Below are 15,519 nucleotides of genomic sequence, written 5' to 3' on the forward strand. Positions count from 1 at the left end.
GGGATCCGGGGCGGATTCGGCGCGGGCCCTCGGCGGGCCCGGGCGGAGCCTCGGCCGGACCGCCCGCCGAAGCGGTCCACCGTGGCGGTCCGCCGTGATGGTCCGGGGCGTCGAGGGCGCCCGGAAACGCCACCGATCCGCCCCCGCCTCGTTGACCAGTCCGCGCACGGTGTCGGCGGAGGGCGGGGAACGGGCATGGCGGGGAACGGGGCGGCGGCCGTGGGCGGCCCGCCGGAGCTGGCGGAGTCGTACCGGGTCTGCGAGCAGGAGGTGGCCGGCCACCAGGCCTCGCTGCGGGCGATCAGCGACACACTGCCGCCCGAGGTGCGGCCGTACTTCCACGCCGTCAACGGCTTCGCCTCCCGGTCCGACCGGATCGCCGACGACGCCGACATCCCTGACGCCGACGCCCGCGACACCGGTGCCCGCGACGGCGAGGCTCAGGCCGCTCCCGCCGAGCGGCTGCGCCGGTTCGCCCGCTGGCGGGACGAGACCCTGGCCGAACTGGCGGCCGGCCGCAGCGAGCACCCGCTGCGCCGGGCCTTCATGGACACCGTGCGCCGGTGGGAGCTGGACCCGGCGCTGGTCGAGGAGTTCCTGGACGCCACCCGGGCCGACGGGGCCCACCCTCCGGTCTTCGAGACCCGTGCGGACCAGCGCCGCCACCTGCGCGGCGTCGCGGGGACGATCACCGAGCTGTGGGCCCCGCTGCTGGGGGCGCGGGGCCCGCGGGCGGCGGAGGCGCTGTCCGCGCTGGGGGAGGCCTGCCAGCTGGCCGACATCCTGGAGGACCTCCCGCTCGACCTCGCGGCCGGCCGCTGCTACCTGCCGCAGCAGGAGCTGCGCCGGCTCGGCCTGACCGTCGCCGACCTCGGCCGACCCGATCCCGGGGGACGCCACCGGGCCGCCCTGGACACGCTGGTCGAGGGTCAGCAGGCACAGCTGCACCGGCTGTTGGAGCAGGCCCTGCCCGTCACCTGGCTCGCCGCCCCCGGCTGCCGCCCGTTCCTGCACACCCTGCTGCTCGGCGCCCAGCTGCAGTACGACGAAGTGACCCTGGCGCGCTCGCGTGTCCTGTCCGAGGGCCTCACTCCGCTGAGCTCCGACGGCGCCACTCCCGGCCGTCGCGCCCGGCCCGTGCCCGCCGAGGGGGCGCCCGCCCACGTCGCCGTGATCATGGACGGCAACCGCCGCTGGGCCGAGGCCCGCCGACTGCCCGCCCGGCACGGCCACCAGGCGGGGCAGCGGGCCGCCCTGCGCCTGGTCAACGCGGCGCTGCGGCTGGGCATCCGCCACCTGAGCCTGTACGCGTTCTCCACCGAGAACTGGGACCGCCCGCCCGAGGAGCTGACCGCGCTGTTCGACTCGCTGGCCGACGGCCTCACCCGCGGCGCGGAGGGCCTGCACGCGCTCGGGGTGCGGATCCGGTGGTGCGGTCGGCGGGACCGGGTGGACGAGTCGCTGGCCTCCGCGATCGCGCTGGTGGAGAGCATGACGTCCAACAACGGCACGCTGACCCTGACGGTCTGCGTGGACTACGGCGGACGGGAGGAACTGGCCGCCGCGGCCCGGGGCCTGGCCGCCGAGGCGGTGGCCGGGAGGATCCGTCCGGAGGCGATCGGCCCGGCCGACCTCGCCCGGCACCTGTACCTTCCGGACCTCCCGGACGTCGACCTGCTGATCCGCACCTCGGGGGAGCAGCGGATCAGCAACTTCCTGCCCTGGCAACTCGCCTACGCCGAGCTGCTGTTCGACCCCGCGCCGTGGCCCGACTACGACCTGGCCCGGCTGCGCGGTGCCGTCCGCGCCTACGCGGCCCGCGAGCGCCGCTTCGGCGGGGGCGTGCCCGCCCAGTCCCGGCAGTCGCAGCAACCCGGGCAGTCGCAGCAACCCGGGCGACCGCAGCCGTCGGGGCAACCGCAGCCGTCCGCGCCGTCCGCGCCGTCCCAACGGTCCCAGCAGTCCCGGAAGCCCCCTACGAGTGCTGCTCCTGCGCTGCCGCCGGGGGAGGAGGGGTGTACGTTCCCTGGGCCGTGACGTACGCCAGCACCGTGTCCACGGTCACGGGGTGCGCGCCGAAGTTCGCGGTGTACGCGTCCACCGCCTCCTGGGTGGGGCGCAGCGGCACCCCGGTGAGCCGGACCTTGATCGGGTGCCCGGCCGGTACCGGATCGGCGGTCAGCTTGCCCTCCGTGAGGCCGCAGCGAAAGGCCGAGCGGTGCCCCATCTCCGCCCCGCCGACCTCGCACCGGCCGGAACCCAGGCCGTCCTTGATCGCGCCGGCCAGGTTCACCACCCGGTAGTCGCCCCGGGAGGTGCGGACGGACACCCCGCCGTCCAGTGCCCCGTCGCCGTGCGCCTTCGGCGGGTTCGCGAGGGACGGGTCGCCCACGGCCGAGCGGATCGGCAGGTGGACGGCCGGGCCGTGGCGGTCCATCACCATGCGGGCCGGGGCGACGACGTCCACCATCGCGTGGAAGCGGTCCAGCTGGGCCTGTGCCTCGGGGGTCCAGCGCACCTCGACCCAGCCGTTGGAGAGCGTTCCCAGGCTTCCGGAGCGGTCGGCGCCGCCGTCAACGGCACCGGCCGCCGTCCCGGTGAGCCACCCCAGTAGCGGGGCGCCCAGCGCCGCGCCCAGCAGCGAACGCCGCGTCGTGCTCATCGTCCCGAACCGTCCTTCCCGGGCCGTCCAGCACGGCCATGGGACGGATCATCCGTCCACCGACCGTCTCCGAGGCCATTCCGGAGAACGAAACCACTCGCACGGGGGGAGCGGGACGCAGCCACGGGTGGTCCGTTCGGGGACATGAGCCCCCCGGGACGGCTGCCCGCCGGGTGTCCGGTCCGGCAGCCGGGCACTCCGTGCGGTCCCGGCCGTTCGCGTACCCCCGCCGTACCGCCCCCACCCTGAGTTGAACGTGTTCAAAGTCGTGCGCCATGATGAGGGCCGCGAGGACACCCCACCGCGGCCTGCGGCGGAAGGCGGTCCCGTGCTGCCCCGTCACGCTCCGAACCCCCCTACCCGACCCCGGAGTCGACCGTGCGACACCTGCTGCAACGCCACCCCTTCGCGATGCGCACCCACTTCGCGCACTCGCTCGTCCTCACCTACGCCCTGCCGCCCCGGCTGCTCGCCCCGCTGGTGCCGCCCGGCCTCGCCCTCGACACCTACACCGACCCCGACGGCACCGAGCACGGCTTCGTCGCCGCCGCCGTCGTGGACACCCGGGCACTGCGCCCGGCCGCGCTGCCCGCCCGCCTCGGCCGGGACTTCATCCTGACCGGCTACCGGGTCTTCACCCGCTTCCCGACCCCCGGCGGCCGCACCATGCGCGGCCTGCGCATCCTGCGCTCGGACACCGACAGCCGGATGATGGCGCTCGGCGGCAACGCCTTCTCCCGCTACCACTACCGGCACGCCCGGATCGGCACCCGGGTGGTCGGCGACACCCTGGAGTTCAAGGTGGTCAGCGGCGACGGCCGCGCCGACCTGCACGTGCGCGCCGACCTCGGCGGCGCCCCCGCCGCCCTCCCGCCGGGCAGCCCGTTCGCGGACGCCCGGGCCGCGCGGCGCTTCGCCGGCCCGCTGCCCTACACCTTCGAGTACGAGCCGCAGACCCGCTCGATGATCGTGGTCAAGGCCACCCGCGCCCACTGGGACCCGGTCCCGGTGGCCGTCGAGGTGCCCCGGCTCACCTTCTTCGACCACGGCCCGCTGGCCGGCAGCCGGCCCCTGCTCGCCAACGCCTTCCACGTCGCCGGCCTCGACTACGGCTGGCACGCCGGAGAGCGCCGCCACCTCACCGGAGCCGCCCGATGACCGCCCCCGCCCCGGCCGGGCCCGGCCGGTCCGCCCCCGGCCCGTCCGCCGCCCGCCCGTTCGCCGTCGGCCCGTTCGCCGCCTGCTCCGCCGTCCTGTGCCCGTCCACGGCCCGGCCCGACGGCCCCCGCCCGTCCGGCGTGCGCGAGGTCGTCCGCTACAACTGGCCGATGTACGCCGCCGGCGCGCTCACCGTCGCCGTCGGCGGGGCGCTGGCCGGCCGGCTGCCGGGCCCCGCCGCCGTGCTCGCCCGGACGGTCGCCGCCACCGCCGCCGGATACCTCGCCGTCAGCACCCTCGCCACCTGGTGCGTCTACGACCGCTCCGCACTCCACCGCTACGACTGGCTGCCGGAGCTGCTGCCCGACGGCCCCGGCGACCACCTGGTGATCAGCACCGGCCTGGACGAGGCCAGCCGCCCGATCGCCGCCCGCCACCCCGGTGCCCGCGGACGGCTCGCCGACCTGTACGACCCCGCGCTGACCGCGAGCGGCTCGATCCGCCGCGCCCGCCGCCACGCCCCGCCCGCCCCCGGCGGGATCCCGGCCCGCCCGGACGCCCTGCCCGCGGCGACCGGCGCCCTGGACACCGTGTTCGCCGTCTTCGCCGCCCACGAGCTGCGCCGGCCCGCCGACCGCACCGCCCTGTTCGCCGAGGCCGCCCGCAGCCTGTGCCCCGGCGGCACCCTGCTGCTGGTCGAGCACCTGCGGGACGCCGCCAACACGGCCGTCTACGGTCCCGGCGCCTGGCACTTCCTGCCCCGCGCCACCTGGCTGCGGCACGCCGCCGAGGCGGGCCTGCATCCGGCCGCCGAGCGCCGGATCGCCGGCCTGGTCACCGCCTTCGCCTTCCGGAAGGCCGCGTCATGACCGGGCTGGTCACCCTGGAGGCCCAGCTGCGCCTGGTCGGCGCCGCCCTCGTGACCCTCGGCCTGGTCCACGCGGTGCTGCCCCGCGCCATCGGCTGGCCCGCCGACCTGTCCGGCACCACCCTGCTGACCCGGCAGGTCTCCTACGCCCACCTCTTCTTCATCGGCCTCGCCTGCGCCCTGCTCGGCCTGCTCCCGCTCTGCCTGGCCCCCGACCTGCTGGCGGGCGGCCGGCTCGGCACCGCCCTGCTGGCGGGCCAGACGCTCTTCTGGGGCCTGCGCTGGCTCTTCGAGTTCGCCTACTTCTCGCCCCGGCTGTGGCGCGGAGACCGCCTGCGCACCGTCGCCCACCTCGGCCTCAGCGTGCTGTGGACCTGGGTGACGGCGGTCTTCGCCGGAGCCCTCTGGCACACGGTCTAGGATCAGTCGCGACCCCAGGAGCCCACACACCCCTCAAGGATCATGCGGTGACCGTTGCTTTCCCCCGTGCTCGCGCCGTGCGGTCGGCCCTGTCGGCCGGCGCCGTCCTGCTGGCGGCCACCTCCTGCTCCGGTTCGTCCGACGCGGCGCTGACCAGCGCCCAGGCCAAGCAGAAGACCGACCAGTACTTCTCCGAGACCTTCCTGGCCTTCCCGAAGCCGATCTCGCCGGTGGTCGACCGCGACGGCGAGGAGAAGTGCTTCAAGAAGGGTGCCCCCTCGGAGCCGGACGGCCGGGTGAAGGCCGTCACCTACCGCTTCCTGCGGGACATTCCGGCCGATCACCACGACACGATCTTCGACGCCTTCCGCGGCCACCTCGTCGTGGCCGGGTTCCGGGTCACCGACAGCAGGCCCGGTGTGATCGTCCTCACCAACCCGGACAACGGCTTCAAGGCCTCCATCTCGGACGGCGACAACTGGCCGGCCACGTTGAAGGTCGGTTTCGAGTCCCCCTGCGTCTCGCCCGACGGGGCCAAGGCTGCCACCGGCTGAGCACGCCGGCACCTCCCCGCCCGGTACCGCCGCTCCGCGGGGCCCGTCCCGTCAGACGTTCGCCGGCAGGGCCGGCGCGCGGCGCGGCTGGGGCGGGAGGGCGAGGGTGAGGGCCTCGCGGGAGGCGGTCGGGAGGGCGAGGGCGGAGGCGGTCTCGGCGGGGAGCGGCTGCAGGCCGAGCAGGGCGGTGGTCAGCCGGGTGGTGGCGCGGTGCCAGTCGGGGATCCGCCGGAGCATGGCGTGGCCGCTGCCGGTGACGGTGTATCCGCAGACCCTGGCGCCCGCGGCGCGGCTGCGGGCGGCGAAGGCGCGGGTGTCGGCGGGCGGGGTGACGGTGTCGCGGTCGCCGTGCAGCATCAGCACGTCGCGTCCGGCGAGCTGCTCGCACGGGTCCTCGGCCGGGCACCACGGTGCGAGGGCGACCAGGCCGGTGACGGACGGGTGCCCGCCGGCCCGGAGCGCGGCGCGCCCGCCCATCGAGTGGCCGACCAGCACCGTCGGCACCGGCCCGAGCAGCGCGGTCAGTTCGTCGAGCGCGGCGGTCGCGTCCTGTGCGGCGTCGGCCCGTTCGCCGTTCCAGCCGCGGTGGCGGTAGCGGACGGTCCCGATGGCGACGCCGGCGTCCGCGGTCGCCCTGGTGAGCCCGCGCAGGAAGCCGTGCATCCGCAGCAGCGGGAGGTTGAGGCGTCCGGGCCGGGAGAAGTTGTGCTCCTCGCCGCCGTGCAGCACCAGGACGGCGGCCCGGGCCGCGTCCGGCCGGACCTGCCAGTGCAGCGCCCGGTGGCCCACCGCGCGCTCCGCCGCCGTACCGCTCACTGCCGCACCGTCCCGTCCGTCCCGCCCGTGGCCCGTCCCCCGGACCGCCACTGTACGCGTGCGGACGGCCGGACCGTTCACCCGAGGGAACCATCCCGGACACCGGGCGCGCGCGGCCGGAGCGGGCGCCTGCTATTCACGAAGGGTGGGGGGCCGCAAGCGCCCGCTCGTGGCGCCGTGTCACCGAGTGGAGGACTCCGTGGCTCAGCAGCTCGCTCTGTCCGTCGACTTCGGGTCGGGCTTCACCCAGGCCTGGTCCAAGATCGCCAAGGTCATCCCGCAGTTCATCGCCTTCCTGGTGATCCTGTTCATCGGCTGGATCGTGGCCAAGGCCATCGCCAAGGTCCTCGACCGGGTGATGCGCAGGCTCGGCTCGGAACGGGTCGCCGAGCGGTCCGGGATGGCCGCCCGGCTGGCCGGCTCCAAGTACGACATGACCGGCATCGTCTGCAAGGTCGTCTACTACATCGTCCTGCTGATGGCCCTGCAGCTGGCGTTCGGAGTCTTCGGCCCGAACCCGATCAGCGTGATGATCCACAGCATCGTCGCCTGGCTGCCCAGGGCCATCGTCGCCGTCGTGATCCTGGTGGTCGCGATGGCCATCGCCAACGGCGTGCGGGACATCGTGGGCAACTCGCTGTCCGGAGCCTCGTACGGCCGGGTGGTCGCCACCGCGGTCTGGGCGTTCATCGTCGGCCTCGGTGTGATCGCCGCGCTGGGCCAGGTCGGGATCGCCACCGCGATCACGACCCCGGTGCTGATCGCCGTGCTCGCCACCATCGCCGGCGTGCTGGTGGTCGGCGTCGGCGGCGGCCTGATCCTGCCGATGCGCCAGCGCTGGGAGCGGTGGCTGGACGGCGCCGAACGGGAGACCGCCCGGCTGCGCGGCAGCGCCTACCAGGCCGGCCGCTCCGACGCGCTGTCCAACCAGCCGGTCCGGCCGACCACCCAGACCGGTCCGGGCACCCCGCCCGCGCCGGGCATCGAGGGCGACCAGAACCGGTAGCCGCCACCACCGGACGCCGGGCAGGGCCTGCCGGGGCTCAGACCTCCAGCAGGCCCTGCTCGCGCACCAGCCAGCAGATCGCGGTGAGCCGCATGACGGCGTAGTCGTAGCCGACCGGCTCCCGCCAGCCGATCTCGTCGAGCGCGTCGACGAAGCCCAGCGCGTAGTCCGACAGCTCCTCACGGTCCAGGGGCCGGGGCGCCAGCTCCGGTCCCTGCGCGTACAGCAGCTCCCGCAGCATCGCCGCGTGCTGGTCGACCGCCGCGACGAAACCGGGCTCGAAGGCGAACTCGGCCAGGCGGGGCGTGAAGGCCGTCACGATGCCGGGCAGCGGACAGCCGGCCGGCTCGTCGGGGGAGCGCCGGAAGGAATCGTCGGAGGTGGCGAACATCCGTCCACGTTAGGCGAGCCCCGGAGCCGGAACGGACGCCCGTGACGGTTCCGTGCTGAGACCTTGGCCACCCCGCCCGCGCCACCGCCCGCCGCGGCGACGGTCCGTGTCCCGTCCGGTTCGCTCTGCCGATCACGGGGTGCTCCGTACCAGAATGGCCGGCATGGACCTCCGCATCTTCACCGAACCCCAGCAGGGCGCGAGCTACGACACCCTCCTCAAGGTGGCCCGCACCGCCGAGGAGCTCGGGGCCTTCAGCGCCTTCTTCCGCTCCGACCACTACCTGAAGATGGGCGACGTCGACGGCCTGCCCGGGCCCACCGACGCCTGGATCACCCTGGCCGGCCTCGCCCGCGACACCAGCACCATCCGCCTGGGCACGCTGATGACCGCCGCCACCTTCCGGCTGCCCGGCGTCACCGCGATCCAGGTCGCCCAGGTGGACGCGATGAGCGGCGGCCGGGTCGAGTTCGGCCTCGGCGCCGGCTGGTACGAGGCCGAGCACACCGCGTACGGCATCCCCTTCCCGAAGGAGAAGTTCGGTCGGCTGGAGGAGCAGCTGGCGATCATCACCGGGCTGTGGCGGACCAAGCTCGGCGACACCTTCGACTTCGCCGGCGAGTACTACACGCTGACCGACTCGCCCGCGCTGCCCAAGCCCGTCCAGGAGCACATCCCGGTGCTGGTCGGCGGGCACGGCCCCCGGCGGACCCCGGCCCTGGCCGCCCGCTTCGCCGACGAGTTCAACGTGCCGTTCGCCTCGGTGGACGACACCGCCGCCCAGTTCGGCCGGGTCCGCGCCGCCGTCGAGCACGCCGGGCGCGCGGCCGACGAGCTGGTCTACTCCAGCGCCCTGGTCGCCTGCGTCGGCCGGGACGACGCCGAGGTCGCCCGCCGCGCCGCCGTGATCGGCCGCGACGTCGACGAGCTCAAGGAGAACGGGCTGGCCGGCACCCCGGACGAGGTCGCCGAGAAGATCGGCCGGTACGCGGCCGTCGGCAGCGAGCGGATCTACCTCCAGATCCTCGACCTGGACGACCTCGACCACCTGGAGCTGATCGCCTCCCGGATCGCCCCGCAGCTCGCCTGAGGCGCGCCCGGGCCCGCCGGCGGCCCGGACGCCCGGCGGCCCGGACCCGGCCGGGGTCGTCCGTACCCGCCCCGACCTCCGCCCTTTACTCGTTCTTGGGAATGCGCCATGCTCCTTGGACGGGAACGGCGGGGGGAGACCGGGTGAGCGGGACGAGAGCGGTGCGGACGGCGGCGGCGCCGAGGGTGCCGCCGCCGCGCACCGCCGGGGAGCGCGTCGTCCTGCCCGCGCCGCACGACCCGCCCGCCCGGCACGAGCTGCGCGGGCCCGGGCCGGCGGTCCTGCGCTACCCCGCCGGGGACCTGCTGGTCGTCACCGGCCTGCCCGGCAGCGGCAAGAGCACCCTGATGCGCCGCTGCGTCCGCGCCCCGCTGATCGACTCCCAGCTGGTCCGAGAGGAGTACGCGGCCAGGCTGCCCGGCCGCCTGCCGTACGCGCTCTACCGCCCGCTGGCCCGGCTCGCCCACTACCGGCGGCTGCGCCGCGCCGTCCTGGACGGCGGGCCGCTCGCCGTGCACGACTGCGGCACCCAGCCCTGGGTGCGGGCCTGGCTGGTCCGCGCCGCCGCCCGGCAGGGCCGCCGGGTGCACCTGCTGCTGCTCGACGCCGACCCGGCCGAGGCCCTGGACGGGCAGCGGCGGCGCCGGCGCGGCGTCTCGCGCTACGCCTTCGCCCGGCACCTGGCCGCGGTCGCCCGGCTGCGCCACCGGATCCTGGAGGCCGGCCGGCTGCCGGCCGGCTGTGCGTCGGCCGTGGTACTCGACCGGGCCGCCGCGCGCGCCCTGCGGGAGATCGACTTCACGGCGTCGTAGTCTCGGCGAGTCCGCGCCGGGCGCCGGCGGGTCCGGCCGGAGCAGGCCCGGCACGCGGCCGAGACCACGTCAACTCCCCCGTCAGGAGCGCTGATGCGCCGTACTGCCCGGGTGCGCTCGCGTGCCCCCCGCCTGTTCCCCTGCGCTGCCGCGCTGGTCGCCGCGGCCGGCCTGAGCCAGTTCGCCGCTCCGGCCGCACACCGCGCCACCGCGGCTCCGGCCGCCGCGGTGGCCGGGTGCGCGGACGGCGGCGCCGATGCGGCCGGGGCGGCCGGTGCCGCCGCCCGGCGGCCCGCCGGCAGCCGGCCGGGCGGGGACCCGAACGCGGTCGGCGCCGGGCAGGCCCGGGCGATGCAGGCCGACCTCGACCGGCGGCTCGCCGAACTGGGCGCCGGCCGGCGCCGGGCCGCCGCCCCGACCACCGTCCCGGTGTTCTTCCACGTGATCCACGACGGCGCCGCCGGACGGCTGGACCGGGCCGCCGTCACCGGCCAGATCGACCACCTCAACGAGAGCTACGGCGGCCGGGGGCAGGGCAACGCCGCGAGCCCGTTCCACTTCGAGCTGGTCGGCGCCGACTGGACCGACAACCCGTCCTGGTACACCGGCATGACCCCGGGCTCGTCGGCCGAGCAGGACATGAAGACCGCCCTGCGCAAGGGCGACCAGGGCGCCCTCAACCTCTACACGGCCCGTCTCGGCGACTCCCTGCTCGGCTGGTCGACGTTCCCGGACGCGTACCGGACGAACCCGACCGACGACGGTGTGGTGGTGCTCGACGCCTCCCTGCCCGGCGGCGCCGCCACCCACTACGACGAGGGCGACACCGCGACCCACGAGATCGGCCACTGGCTCGGCCTCTTCCACACCTTCCAGGGCGGCTGCCGGGCCCCGGGCGACTACGTGGACGACACCCCGCCCGAGCGCACCGCCGCCTCCGGCTGCCCCGAGGGCCGCGACACCTGCGCCGGCCCCGGGCTCGACCCGATCCACAACTTCATGGACTACAGCTACGACTCCTGCATGACCGGGTTCACCCGGGGGCAGGTCCAGCGGATGGCCAACGCCTGGGCCGCCTACCGGAGTTGAGCGGAGGCGGCGCGGCAGGACGGCACGGGGCTCAGCAGAACACCACGAGGTAGAGCAGCGTCCGGCCGCCGGAGGCGCGGAACTCGTAGGCCAGGTGGTCCAGCTCGCAGGCCTCCCGCCAGACGGCCGGACGCTCCTCGGGGGTGAGCAGGGCGGGCACGAAGACCCCCGGGGAGACCTCCTCCAGCTCGCCCCGCAGACCCAGCGTCATCTCGTCCGCGCCGACCGCCAGCCGCTTCGCCAACCGCCGGTCCACCGGGCCGCGGGCGAGCCGCCAGTAGCGCCCCCCGGCGTCCACGAAGCCGCCCGACGCGAGCGGGTCGTCGAGATTCCGGCACTGGCGCTCCTCCTGCGACGGCAGGGCGGCAAGGACGTCGGCGAAGCCGCCCGTGCGGCGGCGGGGCTTGCTCGGCATCCGGGCATCCTCCCAGGCCTGGAACCCCGGCCGCGATCGAATTGAATGCGGCGGGTCGCTTTCGGCGTGGCAATACCGAGCGTTTGTCCGATTTGATCTATGTTCGGAGGGTCGGGACCGATCAGGAGCAACCGAAGGAGCAAGGCCATGAGTGCCAATCCCCGGATCGTCGTCGGCGTGGACGGCTCGCCCGCCTCGGAGCAGGCGCTGCGCTGGGCGATCGACTACGCGCGGGCCGTCGGCGGGACGGTCCACGCGATCGCCGCCTGGGAGTACCCGGCCTTCTACGGGTGGGCCGGGCAGGGCGTGCCGACCGTCGAGGCCTTCAACCCCGAGGAGCTCGCCGGGAAGACCCTCAGCGAGACCATCGCCAAGGTGGCCGGCGACGACGCCGGCGTCGCGATCGCCGAGAGCGTGATGCCCGGCAACGCCGCCCAGGCGCTGCTGGAGGCCGCCAAGGGCGCCGCGCTGCTCGTCGTCGGCAGCCGCGGCCTGGGCGGCTTCTCCGGCGTGCTGCTCGGCTCGGTCAGCCGCCACCTCACCGAGCACGCGCCCTGCCCGGTGGTCGTGGTGCGCGAGGGCCAGGCCGCCCCGGGGCAGTCGGCGTAACGCACCGGGGCCGGTGTCCCGCCGGGCCGCCGCGCGGACCAGAATGGAGACATGCCAGAAGGTGACTCCGTCTACCGCGTGGCGGCCCACTTGCGCGAGGCCCTCGCCGGACAGCCGCTGACCAGCGCCGACCTGCGGGTGCCCGCGCACGCCACCGCCGACCTCACCGGCCGCCGGGTGCTGGAGGTCGCCCCGCGCGGCAAGCACCTGCTCACCCGCCTCGAAGGCGGCCTCACCCTGCACACCCACCTGCGGATGGACGGCCGCTGGGAGGTCTACCGCCCCGGCGAGCGGTGGACCGGCGGCCCCGACCGGCAGATCCGCGCCGTCCTCGGCACCGACCGGGGCACCGCCGTCGGCTACCGGCTGCCCGTCGTCGAACTGCTGCGCACCGCCGACGAACGGCGGATCGTCGGCCACCTCGGCCCCGACCTGCTCGGCCCCGACTGGGACGCGGTCGAGGCCGTCCGCCGGCTCCTCGCCCACCCGGGCCGCCCGGTCGTCGAGGCCCTGCTCGACCAGCGCAACCTCGCCGGGATCGGCAACGTCTACGCCAACGAGCTGTGCTTCGTCGCGGGCGTCACCCCCTGGACCGAGGTCGGCGAACTCCCGCACCCCGACCGGCTGGTGGAGCGCGCCCGGCAGATGCTGGAGGCCAACAAGCTGCGCCCCGGCCACATCACCACCGGCGACACCCGGCCCGGCTACCAGCACTGGGTGTACGGCCGGGCCGGACGGCCCTGCCCGCGCTGCGTGACCCCCGTGGTCGCCGGCCGCCAGGGCTCGCCGCCGCGCGACCGGGCGGTCTTCTGGTGCCCCTATTGCCAGCGCGGCCCGGCCCCGGAGGTCACGGCCGCTCGACCAGCGCGGGGTGGCGCGGGTCGTCCACCCGGACGGTGACGTCGGCGGCCTCGGCGGGGACGGTCTGCGCCTCGTAGCGGGCGAAGGCGGGCAGCGTCCACTGCTGGTCGGCCGGGGTGCGGCGGGCCAGCGCGGCCGGACCGAGCGCCAGGTGGACGGACAGCTCCAGCGGCAGCCAGCGGCCGAGCAGCAGCGCGCCGTCCAGCAACAGCACGCCGCCGGGCGGGAGTTCGGTGTACGGGGCGCGGGTCGAGCGGTCGGTGACCGGGTCGCGCAGCGAGGGCAGGACACGGCCGCTGCCGCCCGGCTCCAAGGGGTCGAGCACCTCGCGCGCCAGGGCGCCGTCGTCCAGCCAGAGGTCGTGGAAGGCGTCCGCGTCCTGGTGGCCGTACTCCAGCCGGACCGAGGCCGGACGCAGGAAGCCGGAGGCCGAGACCCGCAGCGTCGGGTGGCCGCGCAGCCGCAGCGGCTCCACCAGCGCGTCGGCGAGCGCCTCGGGGCGGGCCGCCGCCGCGCCGTCCACGGCCACCCGCAGGCGCCGGTCGCGGGCGCCGGGCAGGGCGGCGATGCGGTCGGCGAGCAGCTCGGCCAGCTTCTCGGGGGAGATCGGGCGTACCTGCATCGGGCCCTCCTGCCGGGTCGTCGGGACGTTCAGTGTCGTCGGGTCGTCGGGACGTTCAGTGTCATCGGGACGTTCAGTTCAGCGGAAGGGCGTGCAGGACGTCGTCGTGGCCCGCGTAGAGGCGGGTTCCGTCGTACTGGTGGGTCGCGTCGGTGGCGAGGGTCCAGACGTCCTTGCCCGGACCGGAGTCGTGGAAGGTCCACCCCAGCTCGCCGGTCGCCGGGTGGATCGCGCTGACCCCGCCGACCGACGTACCCGGGACGAACAGCGTGCCGTTGGCGACCAGCGGACGGCTGCGGCGGTCCAGCGGGAACGGCAGCCGGCAGGACCACAGCTCGGCGCCGTTGGACACGTCGAGGCAGCTGACGACGCCCTGGTCCCACGGGATGTACACCCGGGTGTTCTGCGCGACGGGCGGCAGCGCCCGCCAGGACTCACGCCGGTGGGGCGAGTGGGTCCAGCCCGGCTCGCCGGTGGGGAGCAGCATGCGCACGCCGCCGTTGCCGTCGGGGACGTAGACGCCCGTCGCGCCGGTGACGCACCAGCGCAGGTCCTCCTCGCCGGGGGCGGTCCACAGCTCGCGGCCGGTGGCGGCGGCCCGGGCCACCAGCTCGGTGCGGCCGTCGACGAATCGGATGCAGGCGAGGAGGCTGCCCCCGCCGAAGGTGGCGGGCGTGACGGGCTGCTCCGTCCGCTCGGTGCGGACGGACCAGAGCAGGGCGCGGTCGATGACCCGCAGGGCGAAGAGGCGGTTGTCCGTCGAACTGCCGTCGGCCCGCGGGTGGCCCCAGGAGTAGCCGTAGAGGATGCCGGGGTCGCGGTCGTAGCCGGCGAGGCGGACCTGCCCCTGCAGTTCGTCGGGCAGCGGCAGGCTCCAGTCGGCGGCGGGGTCGGTGAAGTGGCGGGCTTCGAGGTGGCCCTGGTAGGTGGCGGTGAAGAGGTGGTCGGGCCCGACCACCACCTTGCCGAGCATGTCGAGGTCGCTGGGCCAGCTGCGGTTGGTCGGCGGGTCGAAGACCAGGAGCCGGGCGGCGGTGCCCTTCGCCGGGTCGAGGACCTGCAGACCCTTCCGGGAGAGGAAGACGGGGCGGCGGGGCGGGTCGGTCAGCCGCTCCGGGGTCATCGCCTCCGGTCCGCGGTAGGTCCAGAGCGGCGTCGGGCCGGACAGCGCGGTCGGCGGCGGCCCGGTCGGCCCCGGCGTGGGACGGGCCCCGCTGCCACCCGAACGGCCGAGCGCCCAGGCGGCCCCGCCCGCTGCTAGCGCCCCGGCCCCGAGCAGCAGCCGGCGCCGGCTCGGCCCGGTGCGCTCCCCGCCGCCCGCGATCACGTCCTCGGTGGCCCCGCCGCCGTCCGTCTCCTCGTCCCACTGCCACGACGTTCCGCGCGCGGGCCCCCCGGACGACGACTGCATACGGCTCTCGCTTCCCCACCGGCGGCCCCACGCCGCCACCCGTCCGGAGAATATCGAACAGTCCCCGAACCGTCCGAAACCGCCGCAACGCTCGTACGAGGGCTCGTACTAGGCTGTGGCACACAGAGTGAGGCCCGCTCAGCAGCCCAGGGGAGGTACGCCGTGACGGCCGAGTCGATCGCACCCGAGTGGATGCACCGGCAGATCACCAGTGAGCAGTACGACTCCTGGACCGAGGAGCAGTGCGCGGGCATCGAGATCGTCGACGGGATGGTGGTCGTGTCCCCAAGCGCTTCCAAGCGGCACAACCGGCTCGCCCGGCTCCTGGCGAACGCCTTGGACGACGCGGGCGGCGTCGAATGGAACGCCGACACCGACTTCGACGTCCGGCTTCAGGACGTGCCGCTGAACAACCGCCGGCCGGACGTGGTGGTCTACCGCGCGGACACCATCGACGAGTCGCCGACCAGGCCCGACCACGTCCTGCTGGTGGTCGAGGTGGTCTCGCCGGGCTCGGAGACCACCGATCGGACGGTCGAGCCGGACCAGTACGCCGAGGCGGGCATCCCGTTCTACTGGCGGGTCGAGCAGGCCGCCGGCCGCGTGCCGATCGTCCACACCTACGTGCTGGACGAGGCCGAGGCCGCGTACCGGCCGGGGGAACCGTTCACCGGGCTGGTCAAGGTCGCGGTGCCGTACCCCGCGACGGTGGACCTCTCGGGACTCTGAGCCGCC

18 protein-coding genes are annotated in these 15,519 nt (G+C 75.5%); 12 read left to right on the plus strand and 6 right to left on the minus strand.

From position 1 onward, the window contains the following. Positions 1-195 precede the first annotated feature (195 nt). Entirely contained in the window at positions 196-2,037 is a 1,842-nt protein-coding gene (gene uppS, locus ACGFSC_RS39930; RefSeq protein ID WP_359910837.1) for a polyprenyl diphosphate synthase, read from the plus strand. Here uppS and ACGFSC_RS39935 read toward each other — a convergent pair. Next, positions 1,976-2,662 (minus strand): hypothetical protein, encoded by a 687-nt coding sequence (locus ACGFSC_RS39935; protein WP_359910834.1) that lies wholly within the window; start codon positions 2,660-2,662, stop codon positions 1,976-1,978. The two genes, uppS and ACGFSC_RS39935, sit on opposite strands and share 62 nt — an antisense overlap. Before the next feature lie 378 nt (positions 2,663-3,040). Here ACGFSC_RS39935 and ACGFSC_RS39940 point away from each other — a divergent pair, with 378 nt between their 5' ends. The 4 genes from ACGFSC_RS39940 to ACGFSC_RS39955 are packed head-to-tail and all read left to right on the plus strand — an operon-like array spanning position 3,041 to position 5,662. Next, entirely contained in the window at positions 3,041-3,820 is a 780-nt protein-coding gene (locus tag ACGFSC_RS39940) for a DUF2071 domain-containing protein (protein ID WP_359910831.1), read from the plus strand. Next, positions 3,817-4,689 carry a class I SAM-dependent methyltransferase gene (locus tag ACGFSC_RS39945; protein ID WP_359910828.1) on the plus strand — a complete coding sequence of 291 codons (873 nt, stop codon included), beginning with the start codon at positions 3,817-3,819 and terminating at the stop codon, positions 4,687-4,689. The genes ACGFSC_RS39940 and ACGFSC_RS39945 overlap by 4 nt, the downstream gene beginning before the upstream one ends. After that, positions 4,686-5,108, plus strand: a complete 423-nt coding sequence (locus ACGFSC_RS39950) for a hypothetical protein (protein WP_359910825.1) — start codon at positions 4,686-4,688, stop codon at positions 5,106-5,108. The genes ACGFSC_RS39945 and ACGFSC_RS39950 overlap by 4 nt, the downstream gene beginning before the upstream one ends. Before the next feature lie 47 nt (positions 5,109-5,155). Next, entirely contained in the window at positions 5,156-5,662 is a 507-nt protein-coding gene (locus tag ACGFSC_RS39955) for a hypothetical protein (protein WP_359910822.1), read from the plus strand. A 51-nt stretch (positions 5,663-5,713) separates the two neighbouring features. On the opposite strand, the gene ACGFSC_RS39960 is transcribed toward ACGFSC_RS39955, so the two are convergent. Then, positions 5,714-6,478, minus strand: a complete 765-nt coding sequence (locus ACGFSC_RS39960; RefSeq protein WP_359910819.1) for an alpha/beta fold hydrolase — start codon at positions 6,476-6,478, stop codon at positions 5,714-5,716. A gap of 199 nt (positions 6,479-6,677) precedes the next feature. Between ACGFSC_RS39960 and ACGFSC_RS39965 the strand changes: the two genes are divergently transcribed. Then, positions 6,678-7,484, plus strand: a complete 807-nt coding sequence (locus tag ACGFSC_RS39965) for a hypothetical protein (protein WP_359910816.1) — start codon at positions 6,678-6,680, stop codon at positions 7,482-7,484. Positions 7,485-7,521: 37 nt separating this feature from the next. Here ACGFSC_RS39965 and ACGFSC_RS39970 read toward each other — a convergent pair whose 3' ends face one another. Next, positions 7,522-7,875, minus strand: coding sequence for a DUF6401 family natural product biosynthesis protein (locus ACGFSC_RS39970; protein WP_359910813.1), 354 nt, complete (start codon positions 7,873-7,875; stop codon positions 7,522-7,524). A 163-nt stretch (positions 7,876-8,038) separates the two neighbouring features. Between ACGFSC_RS39970 and ACGFSC_RS39975 the strand changes: the two genes are divergently transcribed. The 3 genes from ACGFSC_RS39975 (at position 8,039) to ACGFSC_RS39985 (ending at position 10,866) form a co-directional block, all read left to right on the plus strand. After that, entirely contained in the window at positions 8,039-8,965 is a 927-nt protein-coding gene (locus ACGFSC_RS39975; RefSeq protein ID WP_359910811.1) for an LLM class F420-dependent oxidoreductase, read from the plus strand. A gap of 143 nt (positions 8,966-9,108) precedes the next feature. After that, positions 9,109-9,777 (plus strand): AAA family ATPase, encoded by a 669-nt coding sequence (locus ACGFSC_RS39980; RefSeq protein ID WP_359910808.1) that lies wholly within the window; start codon positions 9,109-9,111, stop codon positions 9,775-9,777. A 93-nt stretch (positions 9,778-9,870) separates the two neighbouring features. Then, positions 9,871-10,866, plus strand: a complete 996-nt coding sequence (locus tag ACGFSC_RS39985; protein ID WP_392865062.1) for a zinc metalloprotease — start codon at positions 9,871-9,873, stop codon at positions 10,864-10,866. Between the two features lie 31 nt (positions 10,867-10,897). Here ACGFSC_RS39985 and ACGFSC_RS39990 read toward each other — a convergent pair whose 3' ends face one another. Further along, positions 10,898-11,281 carry a hypothetical protein gene (locus ACGFSC_RS39990; protein WP_359900204.1) on the minus strand — a complete coding sequence of 128 codons (384 nt, stop codon included), beginning with the start codon at positions 11,279-11,281 and terminating at the stop codon, positions 10,898-10,900. 147 nt (positions 11,282-11,428) lie between these two features. Between ACGFSC_RS39990 and ACGFSC_RS39995 the strand changes: the two genes are divergently transcribed. Further along, positions 11,429-11,890 carry a universal stress protein gene (locus ACGFSC_RS39995; protein WP_359900206.1) on the plus strand — a complete coding sequence of 154 codons (462 nt, stop codon included), beginning with the start codon at positions 11,429-11,431 and terminating at the stop codon, positions 11,888-11,890. 51 nt (positions 11,891-11,941) lie between these two features. Further along, complete coding sequence (locus tag ACGFSC_RS40000) at positions 11,942-12,790, plus strand: DNA-formamidopyrimidine glycosylase family protein (protein WP_359900208.1); 849 nt, start codon at positions 11,942-11,944, stop codon at positions 12,788-12,790. Here ACGFSC_RS40000 and ACGFSC_RS40005 read toward each other — a convergent pair. Next, entirely contained in the window at positions 12,738-13,373 is a 636-nt protein-coding gene (locus tag ACGFSC_RS40005) for a uridine kinase (protein ID WP_359900210.1), read from the minus strand. The two genes, ACGFSC_RS40000 and ACGFSC_RS40005, sit on opposite strands and share 53 nt — an antisense overlap. A 73-nt stretch (positions 13,374-13,446) precedes the next feature. Further along, positions 13,447-14,784 (minus strand): PQQ-binding-like beta-propeller repeat protein, encoded by a 1,338-nt coding sequence (locus ACGFSC_RS40010; protein ID WP_359900212.1) that lies wholly within the window; start codon positions 14,782-14,784, stop codon positions 13,447-13,449. Between the two features lie 162 nt (positions 14,785-14,946). On the opposite strand from ACGFSC_RS40010, the gene ACGFSC_RS40015 reads away from it, so the two are divergent. Then, the gene (locus tag ACGFSC_RS40015) at positions 14,947-15,513 is read left to right on the plus strand and encodes a Uma2 family endonuclease (protein ID WP_359900214.1); all 567 of its coding nucleotides are present in this window, start codon (positions 14,947-14,949) and stop codon (positions 15,511-15,513) included. Positions 15,514-15,519: the final 6 nt, after the last annotated feature.

The organism is Kitasatospora sp. NPDC048715, from assembly GCF_043198905.1.
GTDB lineage: Bacteria > Actinomycetota > Actinomycetes > Streptomycetales > Streptomycetaceae > Kitasatospora > Kitasatospora lactacystinica.

Coding starts and splice junctions, on each gene's coding strand:
- ACGFSC_RS40000 (WP_359900208.1), top strand. CDS start 11,942: ATGCCAGAAGGTGACTCCGTCTACCGCGTGGCGGCCCACTTGCGCGAG.
- ACGFSC_RS40005 (WP_359900210.1), bottom strand. CDS start 13,373: ATGCAGGTACGCCCGATCTCCCCCGAGAAGCTGGCCGAGCTGCTCGCC.
- ACGFSC_RS39990 (WP_359900204.1), bottom strand. CDS start 11,281: ATGCCGAGCAAGCCCCGCCGCCGCACGGGCGGCTTCGCCGACGTCCTT.
- ACGFSC_RS39935 (WP_359910834.1), bottom strand. CDS start 2,662: ATGAGCACGACGCGGCGTTCGCTGCTGGGCGCGGCGCTGGGCGCCCCG.
- ACGFSC_RS39995 (WP_359900206.1), top strand. CDS start 11,429: ATGAGTGCCAATCCCCGGATCGTCGTCGGCGTGGACGGCTCGCCCGCC.
- uppS (WP_359910837.1), top strand. CDS start 196: ATGGCGGGGAACGGGGCGGCGGCCGTGGGCGGCCCGCCGGAGCTGGCG.
- ACGFSC_RS40010 (WP_359900212.1), bottom strand. CDS start 14,784: ATGCAGTCGTCGTCCGGGGGGCCCGCGCGCGGAACGTCGTGGCAGTGG.
- ACGFSC_RS39950 (WP_359910825.1), top strand. CDS start 4,686: ATGACCGGGCTGGTCACCCTGGAGGCCCAGCTGCGCCTGGTCGGCGCC.
- ACGFSC_RS39975 (WP_359910811.1), top strand. CDS start 8,039: ATGGACCTCCGCATCTTCACCGAACCCCAGCAGGGCGCGAGCTACGAC.
- ACGFSC_RS39970 (WP_359910813.1), bottom strand. CDS start 7,875: ATGTTCGCCACCTCCGACGATTCCTTCCGGCGCTCCCCCGACGAGCCG.
- ACGFSC_RS39945 (WP_359910828.1), top strand. CDS start 3,817: ATGACCGCCCCCGCCCCGGCCGGGCCCGGCCGGTCCGCCCCCGGCCCG.
- ACGFSC_RS39985 (WP_392865062.1), top strand. CDS start 9,871: ATGCGCCGTACTGCCCGGGTGCGCTCGCGTGCCCCCCGCCTGTTCCCC.